The organism is Pseudomonas sp. Marseille-Q5115, assembly GCF_916618905.1.
GTDB classification, from domain to species: Bacteria; Pseudomonadota; Gammaproteobacteria; order Pseudomonadales; family Pseudomonadaceae; genus Aquipseudomonas; species Aquipseudomonas japonica_A.
This window is the reverse complement of sequence record NZ_CAKAKI010000001.1, coordinates 1,855,987-1,881,024: the sequence shown is the minus strand read 5'-3', so window position 1 is coordinate 1,881,024 and position 25,038 is coordinate 1,855,987. Positions and strand designations below refer to the sequence as shown.

The 25,038-nt window shown below is 62.7% G+C and carries 23 protein-coding genes, 2 tRNA genes and 1 pseudogene; 10 read left to right on the top strand and 16 right to left on the bottom strand.

The features are described 5' to 3' along the window. Nucleotides 1–35: 35 nt before the first annotated feature. The 7 genes and pseudogenes from LG385_RS08785 to LG385_RS08755 all read right to left on the bottom strand — a co-directional run. A pseudogene (locus LG385_RS08785) lies at nt 36–932 on the bottom strand (hydroxymethylglutaryl-CoA lyase); the annotation flags it as partial. Next, complete coding sequence (locus tag LG385_RS08780; RefSeq protein WP_225773949.1) at nt 919–2,820, bottom strand: acetyl/propionyl/methylcrotonyl-CoA carboxylase subunit alpha; 1,902 nt, start codon at nt 2,818–2,820, stop codon at nt 919–921. The gene LG385_RS08780 and the pseudogene LG385_RS08785, both read right to left, overlap by 14 nt. Further along, a complete protein-coding gene (locus LG385_RS08775) occupies nt 2,817–3,620 on the bottom strand; it encodes an enoyl-CoA hydratase-related protein (RefSeq protein ID WP_225773948.1) in 804 nt (267 codons plus the stop codon). Before LG385_RS08775 ends, LG385_RS08780 begins: the two co-directional genes overlap by 4 nt. 51 nt (nt 3,621–3,671) lie before the next feature. Further along, complete coding sequence (locus LG385_RS08770; protein ID WP_225773947.1) at nt 3,672–5,279, bottom strand: carboxyl transferase domain-containing protein; 1,608 nt, start codon at nt 5,277–5,279, stop codon at nt 3,672–3,674. Nucleotides 5,280–5,311: 32 nt separating this feature from the next. Beyond that, nucleotides 5,312–6,493: an isovaleryl-CoA dehydrogenase gene (locus tag LG385_RS08765; protein WP_225773946.1), complete on the bottom strand. Its 1,182-nt coding sequence runs from the start codon at nt 6,491–6,493 to the stop codon at nt 5,312–5,314. A gap of 60 nt (nt 6,494–6,553) precedes the next feature. Further along, a complete protein-coding gene (locus tag LG385_RS08760; protein ID WP_181119687.1) occupies nt 6,554–6,934 on the bottom strand; it encodes a MerR family transcriptional regulator in 381 nt (126 codons plus the stop codon). Nucleotides 6,935–7,015: 81 nt separating this feature from the next. Next, nucleotides 7,016–7,909, bottom strand: coding sequence for a LysR family transcriptional regulator (locus LG385_RS08755; RefSeq protein ID WP_181111904.1), 894 nt, complete (start codon nt 7,907–7,909; stop codon nt 7,016–7,018). Nucleotides 7,910–8,151: 242 nt separating this feature from the next. On the opposite strand from LG385_RS08755, the gene LG385_RS08750 reads away from it, so the two are divergent. Next, nucleotides 8,152–9,327, top strand: coding sequence for an MFS transporter (locus LG385_RS08750; protein ID WP_413247364.1), 1,176 nt, complete (start codon nt 8,152–8,154; stop codon nt 9,325–9,327). A 68-nt stretch (nt 9,328–9,395) separates the two neighbouring features. Here LG385_RS08750 and LG385_RS08745 read toward each other — a convergent pair whose 3' ends face one another. The 7 genes from LG385_RS08745 to LG385_RS08715 form a co-directional block, all read right to left on the bottom strand. Further along, nucleotides 9,396–9,614 (bottom strand): hypothetical protein, encoded by a 219-nt coding sequence (locus LG385_RS08745; protein ID WP_225773945.1) that lies wholly within the window; start codon nt 9,612–9,614, stop codon nt 9,396–9,398. Between the two features lie 224 nt (nt 9,615–9,838). Further along, nucleotides 9,839–9,912 (bottom strand) — tRNA-Cys (locus LG385_RS08740). Between the two features lie 37 nt (nt 9,913–9,949). After that, nucleotides 9,950–10,025: transfer RNA gene (locus tag LG385_RS08735), tRNA-Gly, on the bottom strand. A gap of 67 nt (nt 10,026–10,092) precedes the next feature. Beyond that, the gene (gene pgsA / locus LG385_RS08730; protein WP_225773944.1) at nt 10,093–10,650 is read right to left on the bottom strand and encodes a CDP-diacylglycerol--glycerol-3-phosphate 3-phosphatidyltransferase; all 558 of its coding nucleotides are present in this window, start codon (nt 10,648–10,650) and stop codon (nt 10,093–10,095) included. A gap of 32 nt (nt 10,651–10,682) precedes the next feature. Next, nucleotides 10,683–12,506, bottom strand: coding sequence for an excinuclease ABC subunit UvrC (gene uvrC, locus LG385_RS08725; RefSeq protein ID WP_225773943.1), 1,824 nt, complete (start codon nt 12,504–12,506; stop codon nt 10,683–10,685). 3 nt (nt 12,507–12,509) lie between these two features. Further along, entirely contained in the window at nt 12,510–13,154 is a 645-nt protein-coding gene (gene uvrY / locus LG385_RS08720) for a UvrY/SirA/GacA family response regulator transcription factor (protein ID WP_181111900.1), read from the bottom strand. Nucleotides 13,155–13,251: 97 nt separating this feature from the next. Beyond that, on the bottom strand, nt 13,252–13,608 hold the full coding sequence (locus tag LG385_RS08715; protein WP_225773942.1) for a helix-turn-helix domain-containing protein: 357 nt from the start codon (nt 13,606–13,608) through the stop codon (nt 13,252–13,254). Between the two features lie 80 nt (nt 13,609–13,688). Between LG385_RS08715 and LG385_RS08710 the strand changes: the two genes are divergently transcribed. Further along, complete coding sequence (locus tag LG385_RS08710; RefSeq protein WP_181119679.1) at nt 13,689–13,931, top strand: DNA-binding protein; 243 nt, start codon at nt 13,689–13,691, stop codon at nt 13,929–13,931. On the opposite strand, the gene LG385_RS08705 is transcribed toward LG385_RS08710, so the two are convergent. Continuing rightward, on the bottom strand, nt 13,913–14,758 hold the full coding sequence (locus LG385_RS08705; protein WP_225773941.1) for an NAD-dependent protein deacetylase: 846 nt from the start codon (nt 14,756–14,758) through the stop codon (nt 13,913–13,915). The two genes, LG385_RS08710 and LG385_RS08705, sit on opposite strands and share 19 nt — an antisense overlap. 98 nt (nt 14,759–14,856) lie before the next feature. Further along, nucleotides 14,857–16,281 carry a PLP-dependent aminotransferase family protein gene (locus LG385_RS08700; protein ID WP_225773940.1) on the bottom strand — a complete coding sequence of 475 codons (1,425 nt, stop codon included), beginning with the start codon at nt 16,279–16,281 and terminating at the stop codon, nt 14,857–14,859. Between the two features lie 218 nt (nt 16,282–16,499). Here LG385_RS08700 and LG385_RS08695 point away from each other — a divergent pair, with 218 nt between their 5' ends. From LG385_RS08695 to LG385_RS08660, 8 genes are all read left to right on the top strand, one after another. Continuing rightward, nucleotides 16,500–17,318 (top strand): radical SAM protein, encoded by an 819-nt coding sequence (locus LG385_RS08695; protein ID WP_225773939.1) that lies wholly within the window; start codon nt 16,500–16,502, stop codon nt 17,316–17,318. A gap of 20 nt (nt 17,319–17,338) precedes the next feature. Further along, nucleotides 17,339–17,635 (top strand): hypothetical protein, encoded by a 297-nt coding sequence (locus LG385_RS08690; RefSeq protein ID WP_225773938.1) that lies wholly within the window; start codon nt 17,339–17,341, stop codon nt 17,633–17,635. Between the two features lie 31 nt (nt 17,636–17,666). After that, nucleotides 17,667–18,608 (top strand): C-terminal binding protein, encoded by a 942-nt coding sequence (locus LG385_RS08685; protein WP_225773937.1) that lies wholly within the window; start codon nt 17,667–17,669, stop codon nt 18,606–18,608. Beyond that, a complete protein-coding gene (locus LG385_RS08680) occupies nt 18,605–19,723 on the top strand; it encodes an aminotransferase class I/II-fold pyridoxal phosphate-dependent enzyme (RefSeq protein ID WP_225773936.1) in 1,119 nt (372 codons plus the stop codon). Before LG385_RS08685 ends, LG385_RS08680 begins: the two co-directional genes overlap by 4 nt. After that, nucleotides 19,710–20,939 carry a hypothetical protein gene (locus LG385_RS08675; protein ID WP_225773935.1) on the top strand — a complete coding sequence of 410 codons (1,230 nt, stop codon included), beginning with the start codon at nt 19,710–19,712 and terminating at the stop codon, nt 20,937–20,939. Before LG385_RS08680 ends, LG385_RS08675 begins: the two co-directional genes overlap by 14 nt. Nucleotides 20,940–20,944: 5 nt before the next feature. Continuing rightward, entirely contained in the window at nt 20,945–22,120 is a 1,176-nt protein-coding gene (locus LG385_RS08670) for an MFS transporter (protein WP_225773934.1), read from the top strand. 68 nt (nt 22,121–22,188) lie between these two features. Then, nucleotides 22,189–23,814 (top strand): NADP-dependent glyceraldehyde-3-phosphate dehydrogenase, encoded by a 1,626-nt coding sequence (locus LG385_RS08665; RefSeq protein WP_225773933.1) that lies wholly within the window; start codon nt 22,189–22,191, stop codon nt 23,812–23,814. A gap of 78 nt (nt 23,815–23,892) precedes the next feature. Beyond that, entirely contained in the window at nt 23,893–24,948 is a 1,056-nt protein-coding gene (locus LG385_RS08660) for a tetratricopeptide repeat protein (protein WP_225773932.1), read from the top strand. Nucleotides 24,949–25,038: the final 90 nt, after the last annotated feature.

The following is a 25,038-nucleotide window of genomic DNA, read 5'->3' as shown; positions in this document are numbered from 1 at the left end:
GCATCACGCTCCTCCCTCGGCTTGTCCTCGCTCCTCGACGCTCCCCCCGCGCGGCTGACCTTGGCATCCGGCAATCGGCCCAGCGAAGCATTGAAACCGACGCTTAGCGCTATCAGCGCCGGCAAGCTAACCCCGGTATCAATACCCAGGCCATTGAGCAGGTACAGCAAGTCCTCCGTGGCCAGGTTTCCGCTGGCGCCTTTGGCATAAGGGCAGCCGCCGAGCCCCCCAATGGAGCTATCGAACACCGCAATACCCTCGAGCAGGCTTGCGTAGACGTTAGCCAGTGCCTGCCCGTAAGTATTATGGAAGTGGCCGGCCAGTTGGCCGCGAGGCACTTTGGCACTTACTGTCTCGATCAAACGCCGCGTAGCCTGCGCGGTGCCTACGCCCACTGTGTCTCCCAAGGACACCTCGTAACAGCCGAGCTCGATCAACGCCCCTGCGACTTCGCGTACCTGCTCAGGGCGTACCTCGCCCTCGTAAGGGCAACCCAGAACACAGGACACATACCCTCGCACGCGCACGCCCCGGCGCGAGGCGAGCTCCAATACCGGCTCGAAGCGCTTGATGCTCTCGGCAATGGAGCAGTTGATATTGCGTTGCGAAAAGCTTTCGGACGCGGCGGCAAACACGGCCACTTCCTTCACGCCTGCCTCAAGCGCGCTTTCCAGCCCGCGCAGGTTGGGCGTCAATGCCGCATAGGTCACGCCCGGGCGCTGCTCGATGGCGCTGAACACCGCCGGTGTATCCGCCATCTGTGGCACCCATCTGGGCGACACAAAGCTGCCGACCTCGATGTAGTCCAGCCCCGCCCGGGTCAGTCCATTTATCAAAGACACTTTCTGCGCCAGCGGCACCACCGCCGCTTCGTTCTGCAGGCCGTCACGCGGGCCCACCTCCACAATGCGTACGCGCTCAGGCAGCATTATCGACCTCCTCGACGGCGACCAGCACCGCGCCCTCGTTTACCAGATCGCCGGCGGCGCAGTTGATGGCGGTCACAACCCCGCTGCGGGGTGCTCGAAGGGTGTGCTCCATTTTCATCGCTTCCAGCACCACCAGGCTGGCGCCCGCTGCCACATGATCGCCTACGGCTACCAACACGGAGACGACGCTTGCATTCATGGGCGCTGCCAGGCTACCGGGTGCAGCATGGGCGGCACTGCTTTGCGCCAGCGGGTCCGCCGCATGCACTTCGTACTGCGCCCCTTGCCATTGCAGATGCAACGCCGAACCGCGGCGCACGCCGACCATGGAGCGCGCCTGCGGCTCGGTCGGATCAAAAGCTACAAGGCGCTGCTGCTCGCCACATTGCAGGGATAGCACAGCCTCGGCGGGCCTTGCATGTCGCCAGCCTGAGGGAGCGGCCCAAGGGGAAGGCTCTGTCTGCTTTTCGGACGTAGCGAGGTACAGCCTGGCGGCCTGCTGCCAGAAGGCGTCGTCCAGTGGTTCGGCCGGCGGCAGCAGTACGGCCTCATGGCGGCCGATGAATCCTGTGTCCAGCCGGGCATCGGCGAAATCTTCGTGGCCCAGCAAGCGCTGTAGAAAATGCCTGTTGGTCTTCACCCCGGCCACGGTGGTTTCTGCCAACATCGCGATCAGCCGCAGCCGTGCGTCTTCACGGGTTTCCCCCCAAGCGATCAGCTTGGCGAGCATGGGGTCGTAGAACGGTGAAATGTCGTCGCCTTCTTGTACCCCGCTGTCCACACGGCGGCCGACCCCGGCTGCGGGCTCTTCATAAACCGAAAGGCGCCCACTGGCAGGAAGAAAGCCAGTGTCCGGGTCTTCGGCATACAGCCGTGCCTCGATGGCATGGCCGCGCAACGGCACTTGGTTCTGCGCGAGGGGCAACGGCTCGCCCCGCGCCACACGCAGTTGCCAGGCGACCAAGTCCAGCCCGGTAACGGCTTCGGTCACCGGGTGCTCCACTTGTAGCCGTGTGTTCATTTCCATGAAGTAAAACGTGCCCCGGGCGTCCAGCAAGAACTCCACAGTGCCTGCGCCTACGTAGCCAATCGCCTGGGCCGCACGCACTGCTGCCTCCCCCATGGCCTGACGCAATTCAGCCGTAAGCCCCGGGGCCGGTGCTTCTTCAATGACCTTTTGGTGACGGCGCTGAATCGAACAGTCACGCTCATGGAGGTACACGCAATGGCCATGCTGGTCGGCGAACACCTGAATTTCCACGTGGCGCGGCGAAAGCACATACTTTTCCACCAGCAGGCGGGCGTCGCCGAAGGAGGACCGGGCCTCCCGCTGCGCAGATTCAATGCCCTCGGCCAGGCCGACCTCGTTTTCAACTACCTTCATGCCCTTGCCACCGCCACCCGCGCTGGGCTTGAGCAGCACGGGGTAGCCAATGCGCTCGGCGGCGGCGCGGAAGGTTTCGTAGCTCTGGTCCTCGCCGTGGTAGCCCGGCACCAGCGGTACCTGCGCAACTTCCATCAGCGCCTTGGCCGCCGCCTTGCTACCCATGGCGTCGATAGCCGAAGCCGGTGGCCCGATGAATATCAGCCCTGCTGCCTCCAACCGACGCGCGAACGTGGCGTTCTCGGACAAAAAGCCATACCCCGGGTGTACTGCCCGGGCGCCGCTGGCCTTCGCTGCGGCGATGACTTTGTCGATGTTTAGGTAGCTCTCGGCGGGTTTGGTGCCGCCTAAAGCAATGGCAACGTCCGCCTCGCGCACATGGCGGGCCCGACGATCCGCATCGCTGTACACCGCTACGCATTCGATCCCCAACGCCTGGGCGGTCCGCATGATACGGCACGCGATCTCGCCACGGTTGGCGATCAACAACCGGTCGAGTGTGTTCATGCGCCAGCCCTCGCCCGCCAGTTGGGGGAGCGTTTCTCCAGGAAGGCAGCGATCCCTTCCTGCCCCTCGGCACCACTGCGCAGCTGCGCGATCACCTCTTCAGTGCGACGACGCAGTGCCTCACTAACCGCCCCGTCACCTACTTCCAGCAGCAGCGCCTTACTCGCACGCAAGGCTGTGGGGCCGTTATTCGACACATTGGCAACCCACTGCTCCACTGCGCCCTCGAGGGCTTCAGGCGCATACACTTCCGCCAACAGCCCAAGCGCCTGCGCCTGGGTGGCATCGAAGCGCTCCGCCGTAAGGGTGTAGCGCCGAGTGGCGCGGGCGCCAATGGCTTGTGTCACGTAGGGGCTGATTACCGCAGGCGCAAGGCCCAGCCGAACCTCCGACAGGCTGAACTGCGCATCCTGCGTACCGATGGCCATGTCGCAGCAACACGCCAGGCCCACCGCGCCGCCGAAAGCGGCACCGTTGACCACTGCCAAGGTTGGCACCGGCAGGGTATGGAGGGCTTCGAGCATATCGCCGAGGGCCCGTGCGTCGGCGAGGTTTTCGTCCAGGCTGAGGCTCACGCTGGCTTGCATCCAGGCCAGATCGGCTCCCGCGCTGAAATGCCGGCCACGCCCCCGCAGCATCAGCAGGCGCAAACGGGTATCTGCGGCGATCAGGCGGAAGGCTTCGCGAAGCTCACTGATCATCAAGGCGTTAAAGGCGTTGTTCTTGTCAGGGCGATTCAGCCACACGGTGGCGACGCCATCGGTGTGTTGTTCCAGGGTTACGGTCGAAAAGTTTGTCATTGTTGTGTGCTCTTCGAAGGTGTGGCCGGCGCCATTGGCGCGGCGCCGTGATTACATGCGGAACACGCCGAAGCGGGTATCGGCCACAGGTGCGCTGGCCGCCACGGCCAAGGCCAGCGCCAGGACGTCCCGGGTTTGCGCGGGGTCGATCACCCCGTCGTCCCACAAACGCGCGCTGGAATAGAACGCGTGGGCCTGCTGCTCGTATTGCGCGATCAGTGGCTGCCTGAGCGCCTCCGCTTGCGCATCATCAAACTCGCGCCCGGCGCGGCGGGCCTGCTCTTCCTTCACCTGCACCAGCACCCCGGCGGCCTGGGCAGCGCCCATTACACCGATTCTGGCGTTGGGCCACATCCACAGGAAATTGGGGTCATAGGCGCGGCCGCACATGCCGTAGTTCCCCGCACCGAAACTGCCGCCGATGATCACCGTGAACTTGGGCACCCGGGCGCAGGCCACCGCAGTGACCAACTTGGCGCCGTGCTTGGCGATACCGCCCGCTTCGTATTTTTGCCCCACCATAAAGCCCGTGATGTTCTGCAGGAACAGCAACGGCACCTTGCGCTGGCACGCCAGCTCGATAAAGTGCGCGCCCTTTTGCGCCGCCTCGGCGAACAAGATGCCATTGTTCGCCAGGATCGCCACCGGGTAGCCGTTGATGCGTGCAAAACCACAGACCAGGGTGGTCCCGAACAGCGCCTTGAATTCATCCAGGCGCGAGTCGTCGACCAAGCGAGCGATCACCTCACGCACCTCGAAAGGCTGGCGAGGGTCGGCGGGCACGATGCCGTACAGGTCCTCGGCCGGATAACGTGGGGCCATGGGCGTAGCAGGCGTAATGGCCTGGGCAGGCTTATGGCTGAGGTTGGCGATGCAACGGCGGGCAATGGCCAGCGCGTGCTCGTCGTTTTCCGCATAGTGATCGGCCACCCCGGACGTGCGGCAATGCACATCGGCGCCACCAAGCGCTTCGGCGGTGACTACTTCGCCGGTAGCGGCCTTCACCAAAGGTGGGCCGGCCAGGAATATGGTCGCCTGTTCGCGGACCATGATGGTTTCGTCACTCATGGCCGGCACGTAGGCGCCGCCGGCGGTGCAGGACCCCATCACCACGGCGATCTGGGCAATCCCCTCGGCGCTCAGGTTGGCCTGGTTGAAGAAGATTCGGCCAAAATGCTCGCGGTCCGGGAACACCTCATCCTGACGCGGAAGGTTGGCGCCACCGGAATCCACCAGGTACACACAGGGCAAGCGATTCTGCCGAGCGATGGCCTGGGCGCGCAGGTGTTTTTTCACCGTGAGCGGGTAATACGAACCACCCTTCACCGTGGCATCGTTGGCGATGATCATGCATTCGGTGCCTTCGATCCGGCCGATGCCGGCGATAAGGCCGGCGGCGGCAACCTCCTCGTCGTACACCTGGAAGGCCGCCAGCTCGCCCACTTCGAGAAAAGGCGAACCCGGGTCGAGTAACAGGTTGATGCGCGTGCGCGGCAGTAGCTTACCTTTGGCGGTGTGCCGTGCCTGCGCTACTTCCCCGCCGCCCCGATGCACGCGGTCCAATATTTGGCGCAGCACACCTAGCTGTTCGAGCATAGCGCTCTGGTTGGCCTTGAAGTCGGCCGCCTGGGCGCTGATCGCGGAATTCAAAATGCTCATGTGAACGTCCCTTATATGCGAAAGAAGCGCCCTTAGCGGGTTTCGTTGAACAGCTCACGGCCGATCAACATGCGGCGTATTTCGCTGGTGCCCGCGCCGATCTCATACAGCTTGGCATCGCGCCAGATACGGCCCACCGGGAATTCGTTGATGTAGCCGTTGCCCCCGAGGATCTGGATGGCCTCGCCGGCAAGCCAGGTCGCTTTTTCCGCCGCGTACAGAATGACGCCGGCGCAATCCTTGCGAACCTGGCGAACATGGCCGCTGCCGAGGGCATCCAGATGCTTGCCCACGGCATACAGGTAGGCGCGGCAGGCTTGATGGGTGGTGTACATGTCCGCCACCTTGCCTTGGATGAGCTGGAACTCGCCGATGCTCTGGCCGAATTGCTTGCGGTCGTGCAGGTAAGGCACCACCGCATCCATGGCGGCCTGCATAAGGCCCAGCGGGCCACCGGAGAGCACGGCGCGCTCATAGTCCAGGCCACTCATCAGCACGCCCGTGCCCTGGTTGACCTGGCCGAGCACGTTCTCGAGGGGTACTTCCACGCTGTCGAACACCAGTTCGCCCGTATGCGAGCCACGCATGCCCAGCTTGTCGAGCTTTTGCGCCACGGAGAAGCCGGGGGTGTCGGTATCCAGGATAAACGCCGTGATGCCCTTCGCTCCTGCGGCCGGTTCGGTCTTGGCATACACCACCAGCACGTTGCAGTCCGGCCCATTGGTGATCCACATCTTCGTGCCGTTGAGCACATAATGGTCACCCACACGGTCGGCCCGCAGCCGCATGGACACCACATCGGAGCCGGCGTTGGGCTCGCTCATGGCCAGGGCGCCCACGTGCTCGCCTGAAATCAACTTCGGCAGGAAACGCATTTTCTGTTCATGGGTGCCGTTGCGGTTGATCTGGTTCACACACAGGTTGGAATGCGCACCGTAAGAAAGGCCAATGCCACCTGCACCGCGGGACACCTCTTCCATGGCGACCATGTGGGCCAGGTAGCCCATGCCGGCGCCGCCATATTCCTCAGGCACCGTCAGCCCAAGAAGCCCCATGTCCCCGAATTTGCGCCACAAGTGCATGGGGAACGCGTCGTCACGGTCGGCCTGCTCCGCAAGCGGTGCCACCTCAGCCGCTACAAAGCCCGCGACCGAATCGCGCAGCATGTTGATGTCTTCACCAAGAAAAAAATCAAGGCCGGGCAAGGGGGTCATCGCTGTGTGCTCTCTCTTTTGTAATTGTTGGGAGGTGCAGGTGCGCGCTTCGGGGCTGCGTCAGGGCAGAGGGGCTTGGTCCAGCGCAGCCCTGCAACGCTCCTCGGCAGTGTCCAGTTCCAGATGCATCTGCTCGATATCGAGCATCTGTTGCTTGAGCTGGCCGCGCCGCTCTTCGATCTTTTCAAGGAAACGCGCAAGCTGCCGGCGATTGCCGGCGGGGTCGTACAGGTCAATCAGCTCTTTGCATTCGGCCAGCGAAAAGCCGATTCGCTTGCCCCTGAGTATCAACTTGAGCGTCACCAGGTCGCGGGGGTAGAAGATCCGTTCCTGGCCACGCCGCTCAGGCGTCAGCATGCCCTGTTCTTCATAGAACCGGATGGTTCGTGTAGTAACGTCCAGCACACGGGCCAGCTCGGAGATCGTATAGGTGGTGGTCAAGGGAATGCTTCCAGCCAATTGCTTTACGTTAACGTAAGGGTAAGGTCGAGGCGCTGTCAATGGTAGCCACAGCAGCCTTGGTCAATCGCGGAATCGGATGGCTTCCACGAACTTCGCAAAGGCCGGAGATGCGTGGCTGCGGTGCGGGTAATACAAGTGGAAGCCGTCGAACGTGGGGCTCCAGTCGGCGAGCACTTCGACCAGCCGGCCGCTTTCCAGGTAGGGTTGGGCGAGAAAGTCAGGGACATACGCCAGCCCGATGCCGTCAAGCGCCGCATTCATCACATGCACGATACTGTTGGCCGTGAACTGCCCGCTCACCCGTGTCGTGAGCTTGCGTCCATCCTTTTCGAATTCCCAGGCGTAACAGGCACCATTGGCCGAGTGGCGAATATTGATGCAGCTGTGCTGTGTCAGGTCTTGTGGCAGTACCGGTGCGGTGTGGCGGCGGAAATAGGCCGGCGTCCCTACCACGGCCAGCCTCCAGTCCGGGCCCACGCGCACCGCGATCATGTCCTTGCTGATGGATTCCCCCAGGCGGATGCCGGCGTCGAATCGCTCCGTCACTATGTTGGTGAAGCCGTAGTCGATACTGACCTCGACCTGGATGTCAGGGTACTCGGCCAGAAACCCCGCCAGCATCGGGCGAATACACCGTTCCGCGGCGTCGTCGGAACAGGTTATGCGAATGCTGCCGGACGGCTTGTCGCGCAGCTCCCCCAGCGCCGACACTTCCTCGGCAATTTGATCGAACAGCGGGGCCACTGCCTGCAATAGCCTGGCCCCGGCTTCGGTGGGCGCCACGTTGCGCGTGGTGCGGGTGAGCAAGCGAATACCCAGCCGAGCTTCCAGTGCCCTCAGGGTATGGCTGAGCGCAGAAGGGGTGACGCCCAGCCGCGCAGCAGCCTTGGTAAAGCTCTGGTCCTGGGCCACAGCCACAAAAGCTTGCAAGTCGCTGATCTTGGGAAGCGCCATTATTGACCTGCCTTCACGATTGATTAGGGAGTTCCCGCCGCGGCGATGGTAATCCGTGCTGTCAGCTGCGCCTAGTCGATCGTGAAGGGCGACTGACAAGCAAACAACGCATGCAATTGGTGAGGATTATTCAGCAGTGCATCAACCGGCACGCAATTTTTTCCCAAGGTATGCCCCTATAGCATGGCTGCTTCGTCCTTGCTTGAGACCGCACCGTGTCAGATACCCTTGAACACCCCTCCCTGCCCGGCATTGCCCGGCCACGCGAACCCTCAGCCAGCTGGGCCCCGGTGTTCGCGCTGGCCTTGGGGGCGTTCGCCCTGGTGGCGTCCGAATTCATGCCGGTCAGCCTGCTCACCCCTATTGCTACCGACCTTCATATCACCGAAGGCGCGGCGGGACAGGCCATCTCGATTTCCGGCGCTTTCGCGCTGATCACCAGCCTGTCTATTTCATCCTTGGCTGGCCGGGTGGACCGCAAACTACTGCTGCTGTCGCTCACACTGTTGATGGTGATCTCCGGCACCGTGGTGGCCACTGCTTCCAACTACGGCATCTTCATGGTTGGCAGGGCACTGATCGGCGTAGCGATCGGCGGTTTCTGGTCCATGTCGGCGGCAACCGCCATGCGCCTGGTGGCGGACCATCAGGTACCCAAGGCACTGGCTATCGTCAATGGCGGGAACGCATTGGCGACGGTCATTGCCGCGCCACTCGGCAGTTACCTGGGCGCGATCATAGGGTGGCGCTGGGCATTCTTCGCTGTGGTCCCCGTTGCGATGGTCGCGTTCTTATGGAAGTTACTGAGCCTACCTGCCCTTCAACCTCAAGGTAGCGCAGGGGCAAGGGCACTATGGCACCTGATGAAACGGCCCGCCGTTTCGCTGGGCATGATCGCCGTAAGCCTGTTTTTCATGGGGCAATTTTCCCTGTTCACCTACCTGCGCCCGTTCCTCGAAACGGCAGGCCACGCTAATGTAGAGACGGTTTCGGGGATATTGCTGGTCATGGGAGTGGCAGGCTTCGCCGGTACCGCCATGATCGGCAGCATTTTGCAAAGGAGCCTGTACGGCACACTGATGGTGATCCCTGTAGTGATGGCTGCCATCGCTGGCGCGTTGATCTGGATTGGCGCCTCACCCGGTACCAGTGCGGTGCTGCTGGGGTTATGGGGCTTGATCGCGACCGCCGCCCCGGTGGGTTGGTGGACGTGGTTGTCGCGAACCCTCCCTCGCGACGCAGAAGCAGGCGGGGGCCTGATGGTAGCGATCGTGCAACTGGCGATCATGCTGGGCGCGACCCTGGGTGGATTGCTATACGACGCCAGCGGCTACCAGGCCACCTTTGGCCTGAGCGTGGCCTTGCTGGTGATCGCTGCGGGCTTTACTGCACTGGCCGCCCGTGCGGCTCGCAATTGAATGCCACCTGGTTGCTTCCGCGGCCAGGTGGGCCGTTGGGTGGGCCCGCCTGGCGCAGCGGAGTGCCACTACTCCTCGAATACAAGGCTGAATTCGCTGACGTCGCCCTCCTCTTCTGCCTCGTGGTAGGTCACCGGTACGCCCAGGAACGCCATACCGTCGGGCTGGCGGTCGGTCAGCGGATCGAGTGCGATGCGGTACCAGAGAGGGGGTGTCCTAACAACAATGTGCGATACATTACGACCGTTCACCCTGGCCTCTCGGAGCTGGACTATCAAAGTATCCATAAGCTTCTCGCTGGTCAGGTTTCGTACATGATCTATGCCCATACGGGCATTGCCTACGACCCTTGCAGCATAGCGCGCTCTGAAAATCTTGTGACGTGATCAACGCCGAGGCGCACGCGGCAGCTTGCGGGGGTGTCCCCGATCTGGCCCATGTCAGCCTGAAAGCATTTCGAAGGCACAAAAGAAAAACCCCGCAGACCGTTGATCTGCGGGGCTTTCAATGATGGAGGCCGAGGTCGGAATCGAACCGGCGTAGGCGGATTTGCAATCCGCAGCATAACCACTTTGCTACTCGGCCTCAAAACACCTGACAGGAACCTGCCCGATGCGAAAACTGGAGCGGGAAACGAGACTCGAACTCGCGACCCCGACCTTGGCAAGGTCGTGCTCTACCAACTGAGCTATTCCCGCGTCGTGTTGACGGGCGCCATTCTATCTAAACGGCGCAGGCCGTCAAGCCCTTGATTCAAAAATAGTTTTATTTTTTTACATCAGTACTCAGGTGAGGCAGCGCGGCGCGCAGGTAATTGACCATGGACCACAGCGTGAGCGCTGCGGAGATCAACAGCAGCCCGTAGCCAACGAGCACAATAAGGTTGAGCGCAGGCGGGTTGCCGAGCAGGATGATCAACGCAACCATTTGCGCGGCGGTTTTCCATTTACCGAGGCTGGACACGGCCACCTGGGCACGGGCGCCGAGTTCGGCCATCCATTCACGCAGGGCCGACACCACGATTTCCCGGCCGATAATCACTGCGGCGGGAAGGGTGAGCCAGATATTGGCGTGGGCCTGCACCAGCAGCACCAGCGCCACCGCCACCATGAGCTTGTCCGCGACCGGGTCGAGGAACGCGCCGAAGGGGGTGCTCTGTTCGAGGCGCCTGGCAAGGTAACCGTCGAGCCAATCCGTGGCAGCGGCAATGGCGAACACACTGCTCGCCGCCAGATAGCTCCAGTGGTATGGAAGGTAGAACAGCAGAATGAAGATCGGGATCAGCGCGACGCGCAACACAGTTAGGATATTAGGAATATTCATCGGCACGACTGGCAGCGGGTTGAGCGGCCATTCTACTCGCTGTGCAGGTTGGCATAAATCGACTCCGCCAGCTTTTTACTGATGCCAGGTGCCTTGGCGATTTCGTCGATGCTGGCACGTGACAATTCCTGGAGCCCTCCAAAGTGTTTGAGCAGATCGCGGCGGCGCTTGGGCCCAACCCCGTCGATCCCTTCGAGCGTTGACGTACGCCGCGCTTTGCCTCGCCGTGCACGGTGGCCGGTGATTGCAAAACGGTGAGCTTCATCGCGAATCTGCTGAATCAGATGCAGTGCGGGCGAATCAGCCTTCAGCGTAAATTCGTTGGCCACGTCATTGAGGTACAAGGTTTCGAAACCGGCCTTGCGGGTCACGCCTTTGGCCACCCCAATCAGGATCAGCTCGGGCACCTCCAATTCCTTCAATACATCGCGGGCCATGTTCAGCTGCCCCTTGCCGCCGTCCACCAGCAGCACGTCCGGTAGCTTGCCCTCGCCGTTCTTGATCTTGCTGAAGCGGCGGGTAAGGGCCTGGTGCATCGCAGCGTAGTCGTCGCCTGCGGTAACGCCTTCGATGTTGTAGCGGCGGTAATCCGACTTGATCGGGCCTTCGGGGCCGAACACCACACAAGAGGCGACGGTGGCCTCACCGCTGGAGTGGCTGATGTCGTAACACTCGAGCCGCTGCGGTGGCTCGTCCATCCCCAGCACGTCGGCCAGGGCATCGAACCGCGCGGTTACGTGCTGCCGGTTCGCCAGCCGCGCGGCCAGTGCCTGGTCGGCGTTGGTCACGGCCAGCTGCTGCCAGCGCGCCCGGGTACCACGCACGCGGTGGCTGACGGCAAGTTCACGCCCTCGCAGGGTTGCGACGGCCTCGACCAGTGCCTCGATGTCTTCCGGGAGCGTATTGACGATCAGCTCTGTGGGCAGCTCACGTTCGGAACTGCCCAGGTAGTATTGGGAAAGGAATGCCGACATTACTTCGTCCAAGGACTCTTCAATACCTACCTGCGGGAAGAAATTCTTGCTGCCCAGCACCCGCCCCCCGCGCACGCTGATCAAGTGCACGCAGGCCCCGCCGGGGTTCACGAACGCGGCGATCACGTCCACATCGCCGGTGCCGCCCTCCATGCTTTGCTGATCCTGCACTCGGCGCAGCACAGCAATCTGGTCGCGCAGCTCTGCGGCCTTTTCGAAATCCAGGTCCATGGCCGCCCGCTCCATGGTTTCAGACAGCTCATTGGTGAGCTGGTGGCTGCGCCCCTCAAGGAACATGATCGAGTGGCGCACGTCCTCGGCGTACTCCGGGGTTTCCACGGCTCGCACGCAAGGCGCCTTGCAGCGCTTGATCTGGTATTGCAGGCACGGGCGTGTGCGGTTCTTGAAGTAACTGTCTTCGCACTGGCGGACCTGGAAGGTTTTCTGCAGCAGGCTGAGGCTTTCCCGGATCGCGCCAGCGCTGGGATAAGGGCCGAAATAGCGGCCCTTGCCCTTCTTCGCGCCCCGATGGATGCTCAGCCGCGGAAACTCGGCGTCCGACAGGTAGACGTAAGGGTAGGACTTATCGTCGCGCAGAAGAATGTTGTAAGGCGGCCGCCACTCCTTGATGAGCGTCTGCTCAAGTAGCAACGCCTCGGTCTCGTTGGCCGTGATGGTGGTTTCCACCTGGGCGATGTGCCCCACCAGGGCAGCGGTTTTGGGCGCCAGGCCGGTTTTGCGGAAATAGCTCGCCAGGCGCTTCTTGAGGTTGCGAGCCTTGCCGACGTACAGCAGCCGCCCGCCCTCGTCGAACATCCGATAAACGCCGGGGCGGCCACTGCAGGTCGCCAGGAAGGCGGACGGATCGAAAGTCTGAGTCATGTTTTACGCGTTGGCGTCGACCATGCCGTGGCGAACGGCCAGCAAGGTCAGCTCGACATCGCTGGTAATGGAAAGCTTCTCGAAAATGCGGTACCGATAGGTATTCACCGTCTTTGGCGAGAGACAAAGCCGATCCGAGATATTCTGCACCTTCTGGCACCCAACGATCATCAAGGCGATCTGGATTTCCCGCTCCGACAACAGATCGAACGGGGACGCCGTGGTCTGTGGCTGGAACGACTTGAGCGCCAACTGCTGCGCAATCTGTGGGCTGATATAGCGTTGGCCGGCAAACACCAGGCGAATGGCCTGAACCATCTCGCCAAGCGCAGCGCCTTTGGTGAGGTACCCTGCGGCACCTGCCTGAAGCAAACGCGTGGGGAACGGATCTTCCTCGCACACCGTCACTACCACAACCTTCACGTCCGGATGGCTGCGCAACATCTTGCGGGTGGCTTCCAGCCCGCCGATGCCAGGCATCTTCACATCCATCAGTACCACGTCTGGTTTCAGATCCCGCGCAGCCTTCAGCGCTTCTTCCCCCGACTCCGCCTGGCCGACCACTTGAAGCCCGTCGATGTCGGACAGCATGCGAGTAATGCCTGTGCGTACCAGATCGTGATCGTCGACCACTAGCACCCTAATCAAGCAGACACCTCTCGTTACGCTTTACATTCAGAACGGTACATTAACAAAGTTCCACCACCCGAACCTAGGCCTAAACGAAAACTGCGTACCGGCGGTCTCAGCGCCCTCGCCTGCCGTCGGGGTTTCTGGCCGGTACCAGCGCCACCAGGGCCTCTGCCATGCCCGCCAGCGCGGCCTGGGCAGGTGCCGGCAGCGAGCGATAGCCCCTCAGCAGGCTGGCTTCGTCCTCGCTCAGTTGATCGGCGGGTTCGGCCGCGCGCGCTCCGGTGAGCACGTACAGCACATCCACACCGTGATCCGCCACCGCGGCCAGGTAATCGGCCTTGGGCCAGCGCTCCCCGCTTTCGTATTTTCCCTGGGCATTAGGCTCTACCCCGCCTATCTCGCCGAAGGCCCGCTGAGTGAGTCGCAGGCGTTCACGTTCCTCGCGGATGCGAGAACCAATTGCAGTCATTTGAATGTATAATCCTTTCCGAAACACCCAAAGCGGTGTGGAATCCAACACTATTAAATCTAGAAAAACGGACTTGAACTATGCACGGTATACGGACTGCCGCACAAGCGAGAGCTTGGCTGGATCATCAGGGGAAATCGGTTCAACAATTTGCCCGTGAACACAATGTGGACCCCGCCACCACCTACCAGGTGCTGTCAGGGCGCAAGAAGGGCCGACGGGGGGAGGCTCACAAGGTAGCGGTACTGCTTGGCATGAAGGACGGCGTGATACCTGGCGATATGGAGGTCTCCCGGCGGGATGTTCACGCGGCGCCCAGCTGATCCGCAAGCCAGGGCAAGGCCCCTTCGCAGGGCTGGCGAACCTTGAGCGCCAGCAAGGCATCAGCGCGGGTTCGGCCCATGTTGATTGCCAGCAGGGGCTTGCCCTGACGCGACATCTCCAGGCACAGCCGGTAACTGGAATAGGCCATAAGTGATGAGCCGATCACCAGCATCACTGCGGCGCGCTCGGTCGCCTCCAGGGCGGCCCGTGCCGTATGCGTCGCCACGCCGTCACCGAAGAACACCACGTCGGGCTTGAGCCTGTCGCCGCTGCACGCAGGGCAGAGCGGCAAGGTGAACTGTTCAAGGAACCTGGCGGCAAGCTGGGCGTCACCGTCCGGAGCCAGCACCGCGCGCACGTCCTGGAGGGACGGGTTCGCTTCTTCGAGCGCCGTTTGCATCGCCGCGCGGGTCAGCGTGGCGGCGCAATCCAGGCACACCACACGGTGCAGGTTGCCGTGCAACTCGATCACATCGCGGCTACCGGCCTGCTCGTGCAGCCCATCCACGTTCTGTGTGACCACCGACACCACATGGCCCGCCGCCTGCAGCCGCGCCAGCGCTTCATGGGCAGGGTTGGGCCGCGCCTGCACCACCCCATGCCAGCCTACCATCGCCCTGGCCCAGTAACGCTTGCGCGCTTGCAGCGAACTTACGAACTCCTGATGCATCATGGGGGCATTGCCGCGGCGCACGCCCTCGGTATCACGGTAATCCGGGATGCCTGAAGCAGTGCTGATGCCTGCCCCGGTCAGCGCGAGGACGGGGGCGCCGGCCAGTCTGCGGCACAGCATGGAAAGTGCCTCGAGGGCTTGGGTCTGATCCATACGCAACCTCCAATGACACGCCCGGCACCAGGCCTGCCGGGTAGTGAAGAAGGGTAAACCAGGCTGCGCGATTTAGCCGGTGATTGCGACGAACACCCTTAATCGACAAGCGCCTCGAACACTGCCTGGGCCCGGGCCAGGTCAAAATGCGCAACGTTGATACGCAACCAGGGCGTTTCCCTGCCGTCGGCGCTGAACAGCCGCCCTGGCGCGAGCAATACCTGGTGCGCGAGCGCCGCCTCGATCAGGCTGCGCGTGCATGTCAGCCGAGGGTGACGTACCCACACGAACATACCCTCGCGGGGAGGGTAATAGAGCTCCCAGCCCCACCGCTCGAGCGCAGCGCAGGTAGTGGCCTGCGCGGTTTGCAGCCGTAAGCGGGCCTTGCGCACATGCCGCTCATAGCTGCCATCAGCAAGGATCGCGCCGATGAAACGCTCGCAAAACCCGGGTACGGCCACGCTGGTCAAGAGCTTGAGGTCTGCCAGCCGAGCAATCAGCCCGGGAGGCGCGGCCACGTAGCCCACTCGCAGGTTGGCCGATAGGGTTTTGGAAAAACTGCCTACATACACCACGTTCGTTAATCCCGAGAGACTGGCCAGATGATGTGCCGGCCCTGAACAGAAATCCCCATAGACGTCGTCCTCCACGAGAAGCATGCCATGCGCGACGCTCAGTTTAAGCAACGAACAGGCCTGCCGCGGGCTTACGGACGTGCCCGTCGGGTTATGCAGCCGCGCATTGATGAAGAAGGCACGCACAGCCCCCTCCTGCAGGCGGGCCCGCACAGCTTCAAGGTCTGGGCCGTCGTTCAGGCGGGTTATGCCAATCACTTCAGCGCCGCGCAAGTGCAGCAGGCGGATGAGGTTACTGTTGCACGGGTCGTCTACCAGCACCCGGTCGCCGGGCGATACCAGCAGCCGGATGATCAGGTCCAGTGCCTGGGTCGCGCCCAATGTAGTGAGGATATGGGAGGCGGTTACCGGCAGGCAGTGGCGCCCTCGTAAATGACAGGCCAGTGCTTCTCGCATCGGCAGATAACCCGCCGGATCGCCGTATTCCACCAGCGAACTGCGGGCAAAAGTCGCGGTACGGCGGATAACCCGGGCCAGCGAGCGCGTGTCTGTCCATTCTGGCGGAAGCCAACCGCAACCCAGCTTCATGGAAGTGCCCGAGGCATGGAAAAGGGCCCAGAACGGGTCCATCTCCGTGCTCACCCGGGCTGTTGGTGCGGCCATGAGCGAACCGGTGCCCTCGCCCGCCATGCCCACGCTTGGCATTCCCTCGGCGCCCATGCCCTGGGCCGCCATAAAGTAACCCCGGCCAGGGTTTGCAACCACGCGCCCAAGCGCTTCGAGGCGTTCATAGGCACGTACCACGCCATGGAAGCTCAAACCTGGGCGTGAGGCCCATCGGCGGATGGAAGGCAGTTGTTGGCCTGGCTGGAAAGTACCGCTGGCAAGCGCCTCGCTGATCTCCAGAAAAGCCCTTTGCGCTGGGCTGTCGCCACTGCCTGCAATCATTTCCCCGCCGTTCCGCTTGCTGGTGTTCCCCGGACTGTACCCCTTTGGGCACAACGGTCATAACCCCTCCAGGGGAAATAGCCCCGTTGTGCCGCTGTTAGGTGCGTTCTGCTAACAGTTAGGCGTTGTGGGGCCCAAGCTGTTAGGCCGCCAACTCGCTCGGCGCCATAGACTTCTCCCCGTCACAAGGAATGCACCATTGCCCAAGGAGGCGCGTTATGACCCAGGCCATCCCGCAGCCCTGCTGGTTCGACTGGAAATGGCAACAACAGAACAGCGTGTCCACACTCGAAGAGCTGGTTCAGGCATTCCCTGGCTTGGCCAACAGTGAACGGCTTGAAAACCTTCGGGGGGCGTTCGATACCCGCAAGGTTTCGCTCACCCCTTATGCCTTGGCGCTCGTCGAGACCGATGATTCGCAGCGGCCGCTCGAGAACGACCCCATCTGGGCGCAGACCATCCCGGAGTTCACCCAGGCCAGCGCCTTCGAATACGACGGCAGCACCGAGAATTGGGAGCTCGATGCCGAAATGGTCACTGGTATCTGCCAGCACAAGTATGACAACCGAGTGATCGTGCGTGCCGCCAACGTGTGCCACGCCTACTGCCAGTTCTGCTACGAAGCCTTGCGCACATTGGAAAAGCAGCCGAGCAAGCCCGCCCTGCGCAAAAGCGACTGGCAGGCAACGCTGGATTATCTGGCCAGCCATTCGGGCGTCGAGGAAGTGATCCTGAGCGGTGGCGAACCGCTGATGCTGTCCGATGCTCGCCTGGAGGGGCTGCTGCAGAGCATCCGCCAGTGCCGCCCGGACATCGTGATCCGGCTGCATACCCGTGCACTGACCTTCAACCCGTACAGGATTACTCCTGCCTTGGCACAATCCCTGGCGCGCCATCGGGTGACTGCGGTGGGGTTGCATGTGGCTCACCCTCGCGAGCTGACGGAAGCCTTTTTCACGGCTGTAGCGGTATTGCAAAACGCCGTGCCGCTACTCTTCGCCAATATTCCTTATTGGCTGGCGTCAACGATCAACTAGCTACGCTGCGCGGCCTCTGCATGGGGCTGTATCGCGGCGGGGTCACCCCTCACTACCTGTATCAGTTCATGCCGTTCTCCCCGGGGCACCGCCGTTATGCCGCCTCCATTCAACACGCGCTCACGCTCCTGCGGCAACTCAAGCGCCACGTGTCCAACCTGGCGGTCCCCGAATTCGTGATACCCCACCTCAGTGGCAAGCACACCGTGCCCCTGGAGCTGGGCGCTACCTCAACGCGCCTCGAGGTGGACGCCCAAGGTAATGAGCGCATTCACTTCACTAATTGGAAGGGCCAGCCATGCGTGTTCCCTCAGTAGTCGGCGACCGTTTGAAAGGGACAAAGTGCTTGTGCTGGATTCTGCCCGCAACAGCTATGTGAACACGCCGGACATCGAGGCCCAGGTGCTTGGCGCCGGCGTGGAGGTAACGCTGGTTCATGTGGACACAGTGGCGGACCTTCCCATCACAGCACTGGCCTGTGACGGTGCGATCAGCTGGCACCTGGTGCCACTTCCCGGCGATGCCCTCTCGCGGTTGAGCCAATGCCGAGCGATCGTGCGGGCAGCGGTAGGGGTCGACAACATAGACCTGACAGCAGCGCGGCTGGAGGGCATCGCCATTGCCAACGTCCCGGACTACGGCACGGACGAAGTGGCCGATCACACGTTTGCGATGGCGCTTGCACTGATCCGCCGACTGCCCCGCGCGGATGCCACCGTGCGAGGCGGTAGCTGGGACTGGCGCGAGGTGGGCCCTGTGCCCCGCCTGCGCGGCCTGACCATTGGCCTGGTGGGCCTGGGCCGGATAGGCGCTGCGGTGGCGTTACGCTTCAAGGCGTTTGGCTGCCGCGTGCTGTTCTTCGATCCTGCCCGCGACAGCGGGTGGGAAAAAAGCTTGGGAATCGAACGCAGGGAAAGCCTCCAAACGCTGCTCCAGGAGGCCGATCTCGTTAGCCTGCATGCTCCGCTGACGCCACGTACGCAGCACATTATCGGCAAAGCCGAGTTTCGCTGGCTGCAGGGCAAGTACCTGGTGAACACCGCTCGCGGGGGCCTGATCGACCCCGCCGCGTTGTGCGAAGCGGTAGGTGCGCGCCAACTGGCGGGCGTCGCGCTGGATGTCTACACGGACGAACAACAGCCACCGCCAGCGGCGTTGATGGCCGCTGAAGTACTGTGGTCGCCCCATGCCGCGTTCTACTCGGAGCAGGCGCTGCCCGAGCTGCGGCGCCAGGCGGCTGCTTGCCTGAAAACATTGTTGGTCAGTGGCCAACATCGGAACCGCCTATGAACCCTCTGATGCCCCACCCTGCACGGCCGTTACGGTCATCGACGGGTAGCAACCCGTTCCCGGGTATTGCCGCGCTCGAACGTACTCTTGGCGCCCCCGTTACCGCGCGGCTAAGCGCCAACGAAGCGCTGCCGTTCTATAGCCAGGGCCTGACCGCGCGGTACGGCCAAGCCCTGCTGGAGCAGGCACGACGTTATCCCGACCCGGCTGCATTCGAGCTGCGCGAGGCTCTCTCGGCGCACCATGGGGTGCCTGTGGGTTCGACGTTGGTTGATGCCGGCGCCGACGCGCTGATCTTTCTCTTCCTGCGCGCGTTCGCCGATCCAGGCAGTGTGGTGATTCATGCGGCGGGCACTTACCCCACCGTGGCCTATTTCGCCCGTTCCCTGGGGCTTCGCCCGTACTCGGTGAGCTATGCGGTGGCAGAAGGCAGCGCACAGGTGGACCTGGCAAGCCTGGCATCCGAAGCAAAACGCCAGAGGGCGCGGGTGGTGTACCTGGCCAACCCTGATAACCCCACTGGCAGCGAGCATGGTGCAGCAGCGATCGAAGCCTTCGCTGCGGCGCTGCCGGCAGGAACGCTATTGATTCTGGATGAAGCCTATGAGGCCTTTGGCAGCGAGCATTGTGCGTATCCCCTGCCCAACGTGGTGCGGTTGCGCAGCTTCTCCAAGGCATACGGCCTTGCAGGGATGCGCGTCGGCTACGCCATCGCGGAGCCGGCACTTCTGGAGGTGGCAAATCGCGCTCGGATTCACTATGGCGTCGGTACGGTCACACAATCCCTGGCGCTGGCGGCACTCCATGACCAAGCGCATCACCGGTCGGTGATTGCCGCGACGGAGGGACTGAAGGCCTGGTTCCTGGAACAAGCCGCGACCAGTGGGCTTCGCTGCCTTCCCTCGGCTGCCAATTTCGTTACCGTCCCCTTGCCCGACAGGCAGGCCGGCGAAAACCTGCGTGCCCAACTACTAGCGCAGGGTGCAAGCCTGTACCTGGGTGCACTCAATGGGCACGTCCACATCGCCAGGGTTTCGCTACAGCCCGAGCTGTTCAACCCGGTGCTCGCTGACATTCTTTTCCGCTTTTGGGGTTGCTGCCATGACCGACCGTAAACTCCTGATCCTGGGCATAGGCAATGTGGCTCTGAAATACCTCGAACAAGCACTGGCGCCCTATGGGTTGCAGCCGGTGGTATTCGGCGATCGCCCCGGGCGGCCGGCCGAAGTGTGGGACAACCTCCCCTTGTCGCGCTTCCATGATGTGGCGTTGGAGTACGCTGCGGTCGAGCGGTACCTGCGCCAACACGCCGGCCTGACTGAAAGCATCTGCGCCGTTACAACACTGTTCGATGAATTGTTCCCCTTGGTTGAGGCGATTGCGAAGGCGCATGGCTGGGATTACCCCGGCGCCGCCCTGGCACGGCTGAGCGACAAGGCAGTGGTAGCGGAGCTGGCAGGTGAATTGTCCCCGCAAAGCCATGCTTTCACAGCCTGCGACCCGGAAGCACTGGCGGATGTGCTGGCCGTTCCGGGGCTCGACTGGGTCGTGAAGCCCGCTTGCGGCTCCGGTGGCCAAGCTGTGGGGCACATCACGGGCGGCGTGGGCGCCGTGGGCAAGATCAGGGTGCATCTGGCGCGCCATTTTCACCTGAACGCCGAGCGCTGGATTCTCCAGCAACGGCTTGAAGGTGTGCTCGTCAGCTTCGAGGGTTACCTGCAAGGTGGGCGTTTGAACCCGGTTGGGGTATCCCGCCGCAGCCGCATCGGCCTGACCGAGGTCGCCAACCGTTTTCCCGCCAGTACCAGCCTGGCCCCGGAACAGCTGGCGCAGGGCTGGGCTTCCCTCACGCAACTGTTCGAACGCAGCGGTTGCCGGGATGGGTGGTTTCACTGCGAGTGCATCGTCGGCCCAGCCGGGCTTCACCTGGTGGATGCCAATGCGGGCCGTATTGGTGGCGCGACCGTACTGGAGCAGGTAGCGCTGGCCTGCAACATGATGCCAGCAGAACTGCTGGGCCATGTGCTGCTGTTGCCGCTTGCTCACTTCTATCCGGCGCTGCCCCGGTGGAGCGAGCCGCTCAAGGGCACCCTTGGTGTGTGGTACGGGCTGCCGGAAGCGGCGGTCTTGAGCGGTATCGAAGTGGCGTGCTCCTCGGCGCGCCATACCCGCTTTGCAGTGGATGGCGCGTCTGTTCCGGCCATAGGCACCTCGGACTACGCCTGGGTCGGCATGCTTAGCGGACAGGAGGCGCAAGTGCTGGCCAGCCTGGCCACGCTACGGCTTCACACCGACCGCGGCCTGGCATTGCCCGCCTACAACCTGGACTGAGCGCAATGGCCATTTACCTTATCCGCTTCACCACCTGGGGCAGCTGGAGCCTGCTGTTCTCCTTCTTTGCCGTGTGGCTGTCAGAAGAGTCGCCGTTTTCGGCAGGTGCGATCAGCATGCTGGGGGCAAGCATCGCCCTGTGCAACCGCGCCGGCTCGTTGCTGTTCGTGCGGTGGGTTGCGCGCACGGAAATACGCCATCTGCTGGTACTGACCCAATCGCTGATCAGCCTTGCAATTGCCGCGCTTTACCTGCTGCATGCTGCCCGCAACTATTCCCTTGCTGCCTGGCTGCCGCTGGTGTGCTTGTACGGCCTGGGGCATTCCCTGGCGTCCCTGGCGCAGCTGACGTACATCGCCGCAGGCCATACCGGCAGCGACCACGTGAAGGCGTTCTCGCTGGAGAACGTTGCATTGAACCTCAGCGCCGGGATTACGCCGTATGCCTCGGCACTGATTCTCAAGCATTGGCCCGCGTACTACCCGTTGTTCCCGCTGCTGTATTGCGCGGCCACGGTTGCGCTCTGCCTCTGCCTGGGCGCACCCAAAGGCGAACAAAATGGCGAACGCGAGCGCCATTCCCAAACGCCCAAGGCAGGGTCGGCGGCAGGCGTGGCCCTGTTCCTGGCTATCAACGCGCTGTCCTTCTTTGCATTCAGCCATTTCTATAACGTGTTTCCGCTACATGCCCAGACGCGTCTTGATCCGGAAGCAATAGGTCTGTGGTTCGCCCTTAGTAGCGGGCTGATCGTGGTGCTTCAGTTACCCCTCACCCGCTTGCTCGCCGGGCTGCGGCGCGGTGTGCTGATGGTGGGTTCCAACCTGCTGATGGGTATCGGCATGCTTGCCTTGTTTCATGCAAGCGGCACCCCGGCAGTCGCATTAGGGGCTGTACTGCTGCTCACGTTGGCAGAAATGGTGTTCGGCCCGCTGTATCAGGTGATGGCGCTGAGCCTGTTCCCAGGCCGGCCCGCGTTTGCCATGGCCGTGTTGACCTTGACCTGGGCACTCGCCGAAGCACTTGCGACAGGCACCGGGCTGTACCTCGTGGCGCAGGGCCATGCCTGGCTCACGTTCGCCCTGGCGGCGGGGGCTTGTTTGCTGGTAGCCACGATCGCGCTCTTGTGCATGCGCGGTGGTGCGAGCGTGCCGATGGGGCGATCATTGGCGGCGAGGCATTAAACATGCCTCACGTGGCGGGCCGGGCGCGGGCTGCTAAAGTTCGGGTTTTCCCTCCAGTGGAGTGCCCCATGAGCGACGCCCTTCTTCCGCCTCAACTCTTTCCTGCGCCTGGCGATATTCCCCCGGCTTGGCAATTCGGTGAACCGCAGGAGCAGCGGGAGTACTTGATCGACGGCCGCTTCGAACGCTGGGAAGGTCCGCTGGCGCCGGTTGTGAGCCCTCTTTGCCTGGCCACCGAGCAGGGCGATCAGCATGCCCAACTGGGCAGCACGCCGCGGCTCAATGCCGAAGCCGCCATGCAAGCGCTGGACGCCGCGACAAGGGCGTATGACAAAGGGCGAGGCGTGTGGCCGATGATGCGCGTAGCCGAACGTATCCATCATGTAGAAGGCTTTCTGGCGCGAATGCGCGAACAACGCACCGAGGTCGTCAAGTTGCTGATGTGGGAGATCGGCAAGCCGCTGAAGGACGCGGAGAAGGAATTCGATCGCACCTGTGATTACATCGTCGACACGGTCAATGCGCTGAAAGAGCTCGACCGCCGTTCCAGCCGCTTCGAGCTGGAACAAGGCACGCTAGGGCAGATCCGCCGCGTGCCCATGGGCGTGGCGCTGTGCATGGGGCCCTATAACTACCCACTGAACGAAACCTTCACTACCTTGATCCCCGCGCTCATCATGGGAAACACGGTGGTTTTCAAGCCCGCAAAGTTTGGCGTGTTGCTGATCCGCCCCCTGTTGGCGGCGTTCCGGGACAGCTTCCCGGCGGGGGTGATCAATGTCATCTACGGCAGTGGTCGGGAAACGGTCAGCGCTTTGATGGCAAGCGGCAAGATAGACATCTTTGCATTCATTGGCACCCACAAGGCGGCAGCGGAACTGAAAAAGCTCCACCCCAAACCGCACCGCCTGCGCTCGGCACTGGGCCTGGATGCCAAGAACCCCGGCATCATTCTTGCCGATGCCGACCTGGACAATGCCGTTAACGAATGCATTACGGGGACGTTGTCGTTCAATGGCCAGCGTTGTACGGCGCTGAAGATTCTCTTCGTTCATCGCAGCGTCGCCGACGACTTCCTCGGCCGGTTCAGCGCGCGGGTGAACAAGCTGGTGGCCGGGATGCCGTGGAACCCCGACGTTACCCTTACGCCATTGCCCGAGCCTGGAAAGGTGGCCTACCTGGCCGGCCTGGTCGAGGATGCCAAGGCCCACGGCGCCGAGGTGATCAACCCCGGCGGCGGCACTGCCCGCGCTTCCTTCTTTCAACCTGCAGTGCTTTACCCCGTCGGGCCGGGCATGCGCGTCTATGTGGAGGAACAGTTCGGGCCGGTGGTGCCTGTGGTGCCCTTCGACGACATCGAAGAGGTGATCGACTATGTGCTGGACTCCACCTATGGCCAACAACTGAGCCTGTTTGGGACCGATCCAATGACATTGGGCCGCCTGGTGGATACCTTTGCCAATCAGGTGGGGCGAATCAACCTCAACACTCAATGCCAGCGGGGGCCCGACCAGTACCCGTTCAACGGCCGCAAGGATTCGGCCGAGGGCACTCTTTCGGTCCATGATGCCCTGCGCAGCTTTTCCATCCGAACCCTGGTCGCAACACGCTTCAACGGGGCGAACAAGCAACTGGTCAGCGACATCATCCAGGCGCGCAGCTCGGGCTTTCTCAGTACCGATTACATCTTCTGACCCACGGGATCAACGCCTTGGTTTGACTCATCAAGGCTTGTGCCCGAAGCTGTGGGCCCTGCATTGGCGGACCCACGCATGACCCGCGCCTTACGGTTGTCTTCGATTATTGGCCTGGCACTGTTGGCAAGCGCGGTTATATGGTTCCTTTCCGCTCCGCCACAGCCCCAGGTTGCATCGCTCGCGCCCCGCAGCTACACCGAAGCCCTGCGCGCGGCACGCGGGGGAGAACCCGGTGCCGCCCGGCGGTTATACCAACAGCTGGCCCGCGACGACCTCGCGCCAGGCGCCCGAGCCGCGCTGTATGGGCCGTTGCCGGACTACCCCAGCCCTCGAGCACTGGTATTCGCCCACCAGGGCCTGACCGACCCGGCGCCGGTTGTTCGCCATGCCGCGCTGACAGCGCTTGTCAGGTTGCTGCCCACCGCCGCCCAGGCAGACGCCCTCGGCCCTCTGCTCGGTGACCCTGACGAGAGCGTGCGTACAGCCGCGGCTCAGGTTTTGCTCGAGCTGGGAGCAGCGGGCACCGGTGAATATGCACATCGGCTGGACGAGGTATTGAATACCTGGGCCGGCCAGTTGGCATCAATGCCTCACGATTACGGCGCCCAACTGCAGCTGGCGCGCCTGCTGCTGCAGCGAGGGGCGCCGGCTCAAGCCGAAACAGCTGCGCGTACGGTGCTGGCGCTGCGCCCCGACAACCTGCCTGCAAGAGTATTGTTGGCGAGAGCGCTTGACCAACGTGGCAAGCCGGACGAAGCCCGCGCGGTGCTGGCCGAACCACTGCGGCAGCACCCTGACGATGCCTTCCTTCAGCACGAGCTGGGCCTGTGGCTGCTCGGCCATGGCGAACCGGCCTTTGCGCTGCTGGCATTGGCAAAAGCCGTGGAGCTTGCGCCGGATGTCGCCGATTATCGCTTTGACCTGGCCACCACGCTGCATAGCCTGGACCAGCCGGACGCCGCCCAGGCCCAGCTTGATCAGCTGGTGCGCCGCCACCCGGAGAACCGCAAGGCGCGCATGCTCCTGATCGACTATTGGCAACAGTCCGGGCAGTTGCAGAACGTTCAAGTGCTGTTGGCCGAGCTCGAGCAACAGAACCCGGACGACCCGGCTGTCCAGCAAGGGTTGTAGCAATCGATTCACGGCTGAACCCCGAAGCGCGCCTGCTGTCCAGAAACTAGCGCCGGTAATTTCAGGAGCCTGCGGCGCGACTACAGCGCA

Coding starts and splice junctions, on each gene's coding strand:
- pgsA (WP_225773944.1), bottom strand. CDS start 10,650: ATGAATATTCCTAATATCCTAACTGTGTTGCGCGTCGCGCTGATCCCG.
- LG385_RS08695 (WP_225773939.1), top strand. CDS start 16,500: ATGACCCAGGCCATCCCGCAGCCCTGCTGGTTCGACTGGAAATGGCAA.
- LG385_RS08670 (WP_225773934.1), top strand. CDS start 20,945: ATGGCCATTTACCTTATCCGCTTCACCACCTGGGGCAGCTGGAGCCTG.
- LG385_RS08770 (WP_225773947.1), bottom strand. CDS start 5,279: ATGAGCATTTTGAATTCCGCGATCAGCGCCCAGGCGGCCGACTTCAAG.
- LG385_RS08680 (WP_225773936.1), top strand. CDS start 18,605: ATGAACCCTCTGATGCCCCACCCTGCACGGCCGTTACGGTCATCGACG.
- LG385_RS08745 (WP_225773945.1), bottom strand. CDS start 9,614: ATGGATACTTTGATAGTCCAGCTCCGAGAGGCCAGGGTGAACGGTCGT.
- LG385_RS08665 (WP_225773933.1), top strand. CDS start 22,189: ATGAGCGACGCCCTTCTTCCGCCTCAACTCTTTCCTGCGCCTGGCGAT.
- LG385_RS08715 (WP_225773942.1), bottom strand. CDS start 13,608: ATGACTGCAATTGGTTCTCGCATCCGCGAGGAACGTGAACGCCTGCGA.
- LG385_RS08755 (WP_181111904.1), bottom strand. CDS start 7,909: ATGGCGCTTCCCAAGATCAGCGACTTGCAAGCTTTTGTGGCTGTGGCC.
- LG385_RS08700 (WP_225773940.1), bottom strand. CDS start 16,281: ATGATTGCAGGCAGTGGCGACAGCCCAGCGCAAAGGGCTTTTCTGGAG.
- LG385_RS08660 (WP_225773932.1), top strand. CDS start 23,893: ATGACCCGCGCCTTACGGTTGTCTTCGATTATTGGCCTGGCACTGTTG.
- LG385_RS08710 (WP_181119679.1), top strand. CDS start 13,689: ATGCACGGTATACGGACTGCCGCACAAGCGAGAGCTTGGCTGGATCAT.
- LG385_RS08675 (WP_225773935.1), top strand. CDS start 19,710: ATGACCGACCGTAAACTCCTGATCCTGGGCATAGGCAATGTGGCTCTG.
- uvrC (WP_225773943.1), bottom strand. CDS start 12,506: ATGACTCAGACTTTCGATCCGTCCGCCTTCCTGGCGACCTGCAGTGGC.
- LG385_RS08780 (WP_225773949.1), bottom strand. CDS start 2,820: ATGAACACACTCGACCGGTTGTTGATCGCCAACCGTGGCGAGATCGCG.
- LG385_RS08775 (WP_225773948.1), bottom strand. CDS start 3,620: ATGACAAACTTTTCGACCGTAACCCTGGAACAACACACCGATGGCGTC.
- LG385_RS08765 (WP_225773946.1), bottom strand. CDS start 6,493: ATGACCCCCTTGCCCGGCCTTGATTTTTTTCTTGGTGAAGACATCAAC.
- LG385_RS08690 (WP_225773938.1), top strand. CDS start 17,339: ATGGGGCTGTATCGCGGCGGGGTCACCCCTCACTACCTGTATCAGTTC.
- LG385_RS08705 (WP_225773941.1), bottom strand. CDS start 14,758: ATGGATCAGACCCAAGCCCTCGAGGCACTTTCCATGCTGTGCCGCAGA.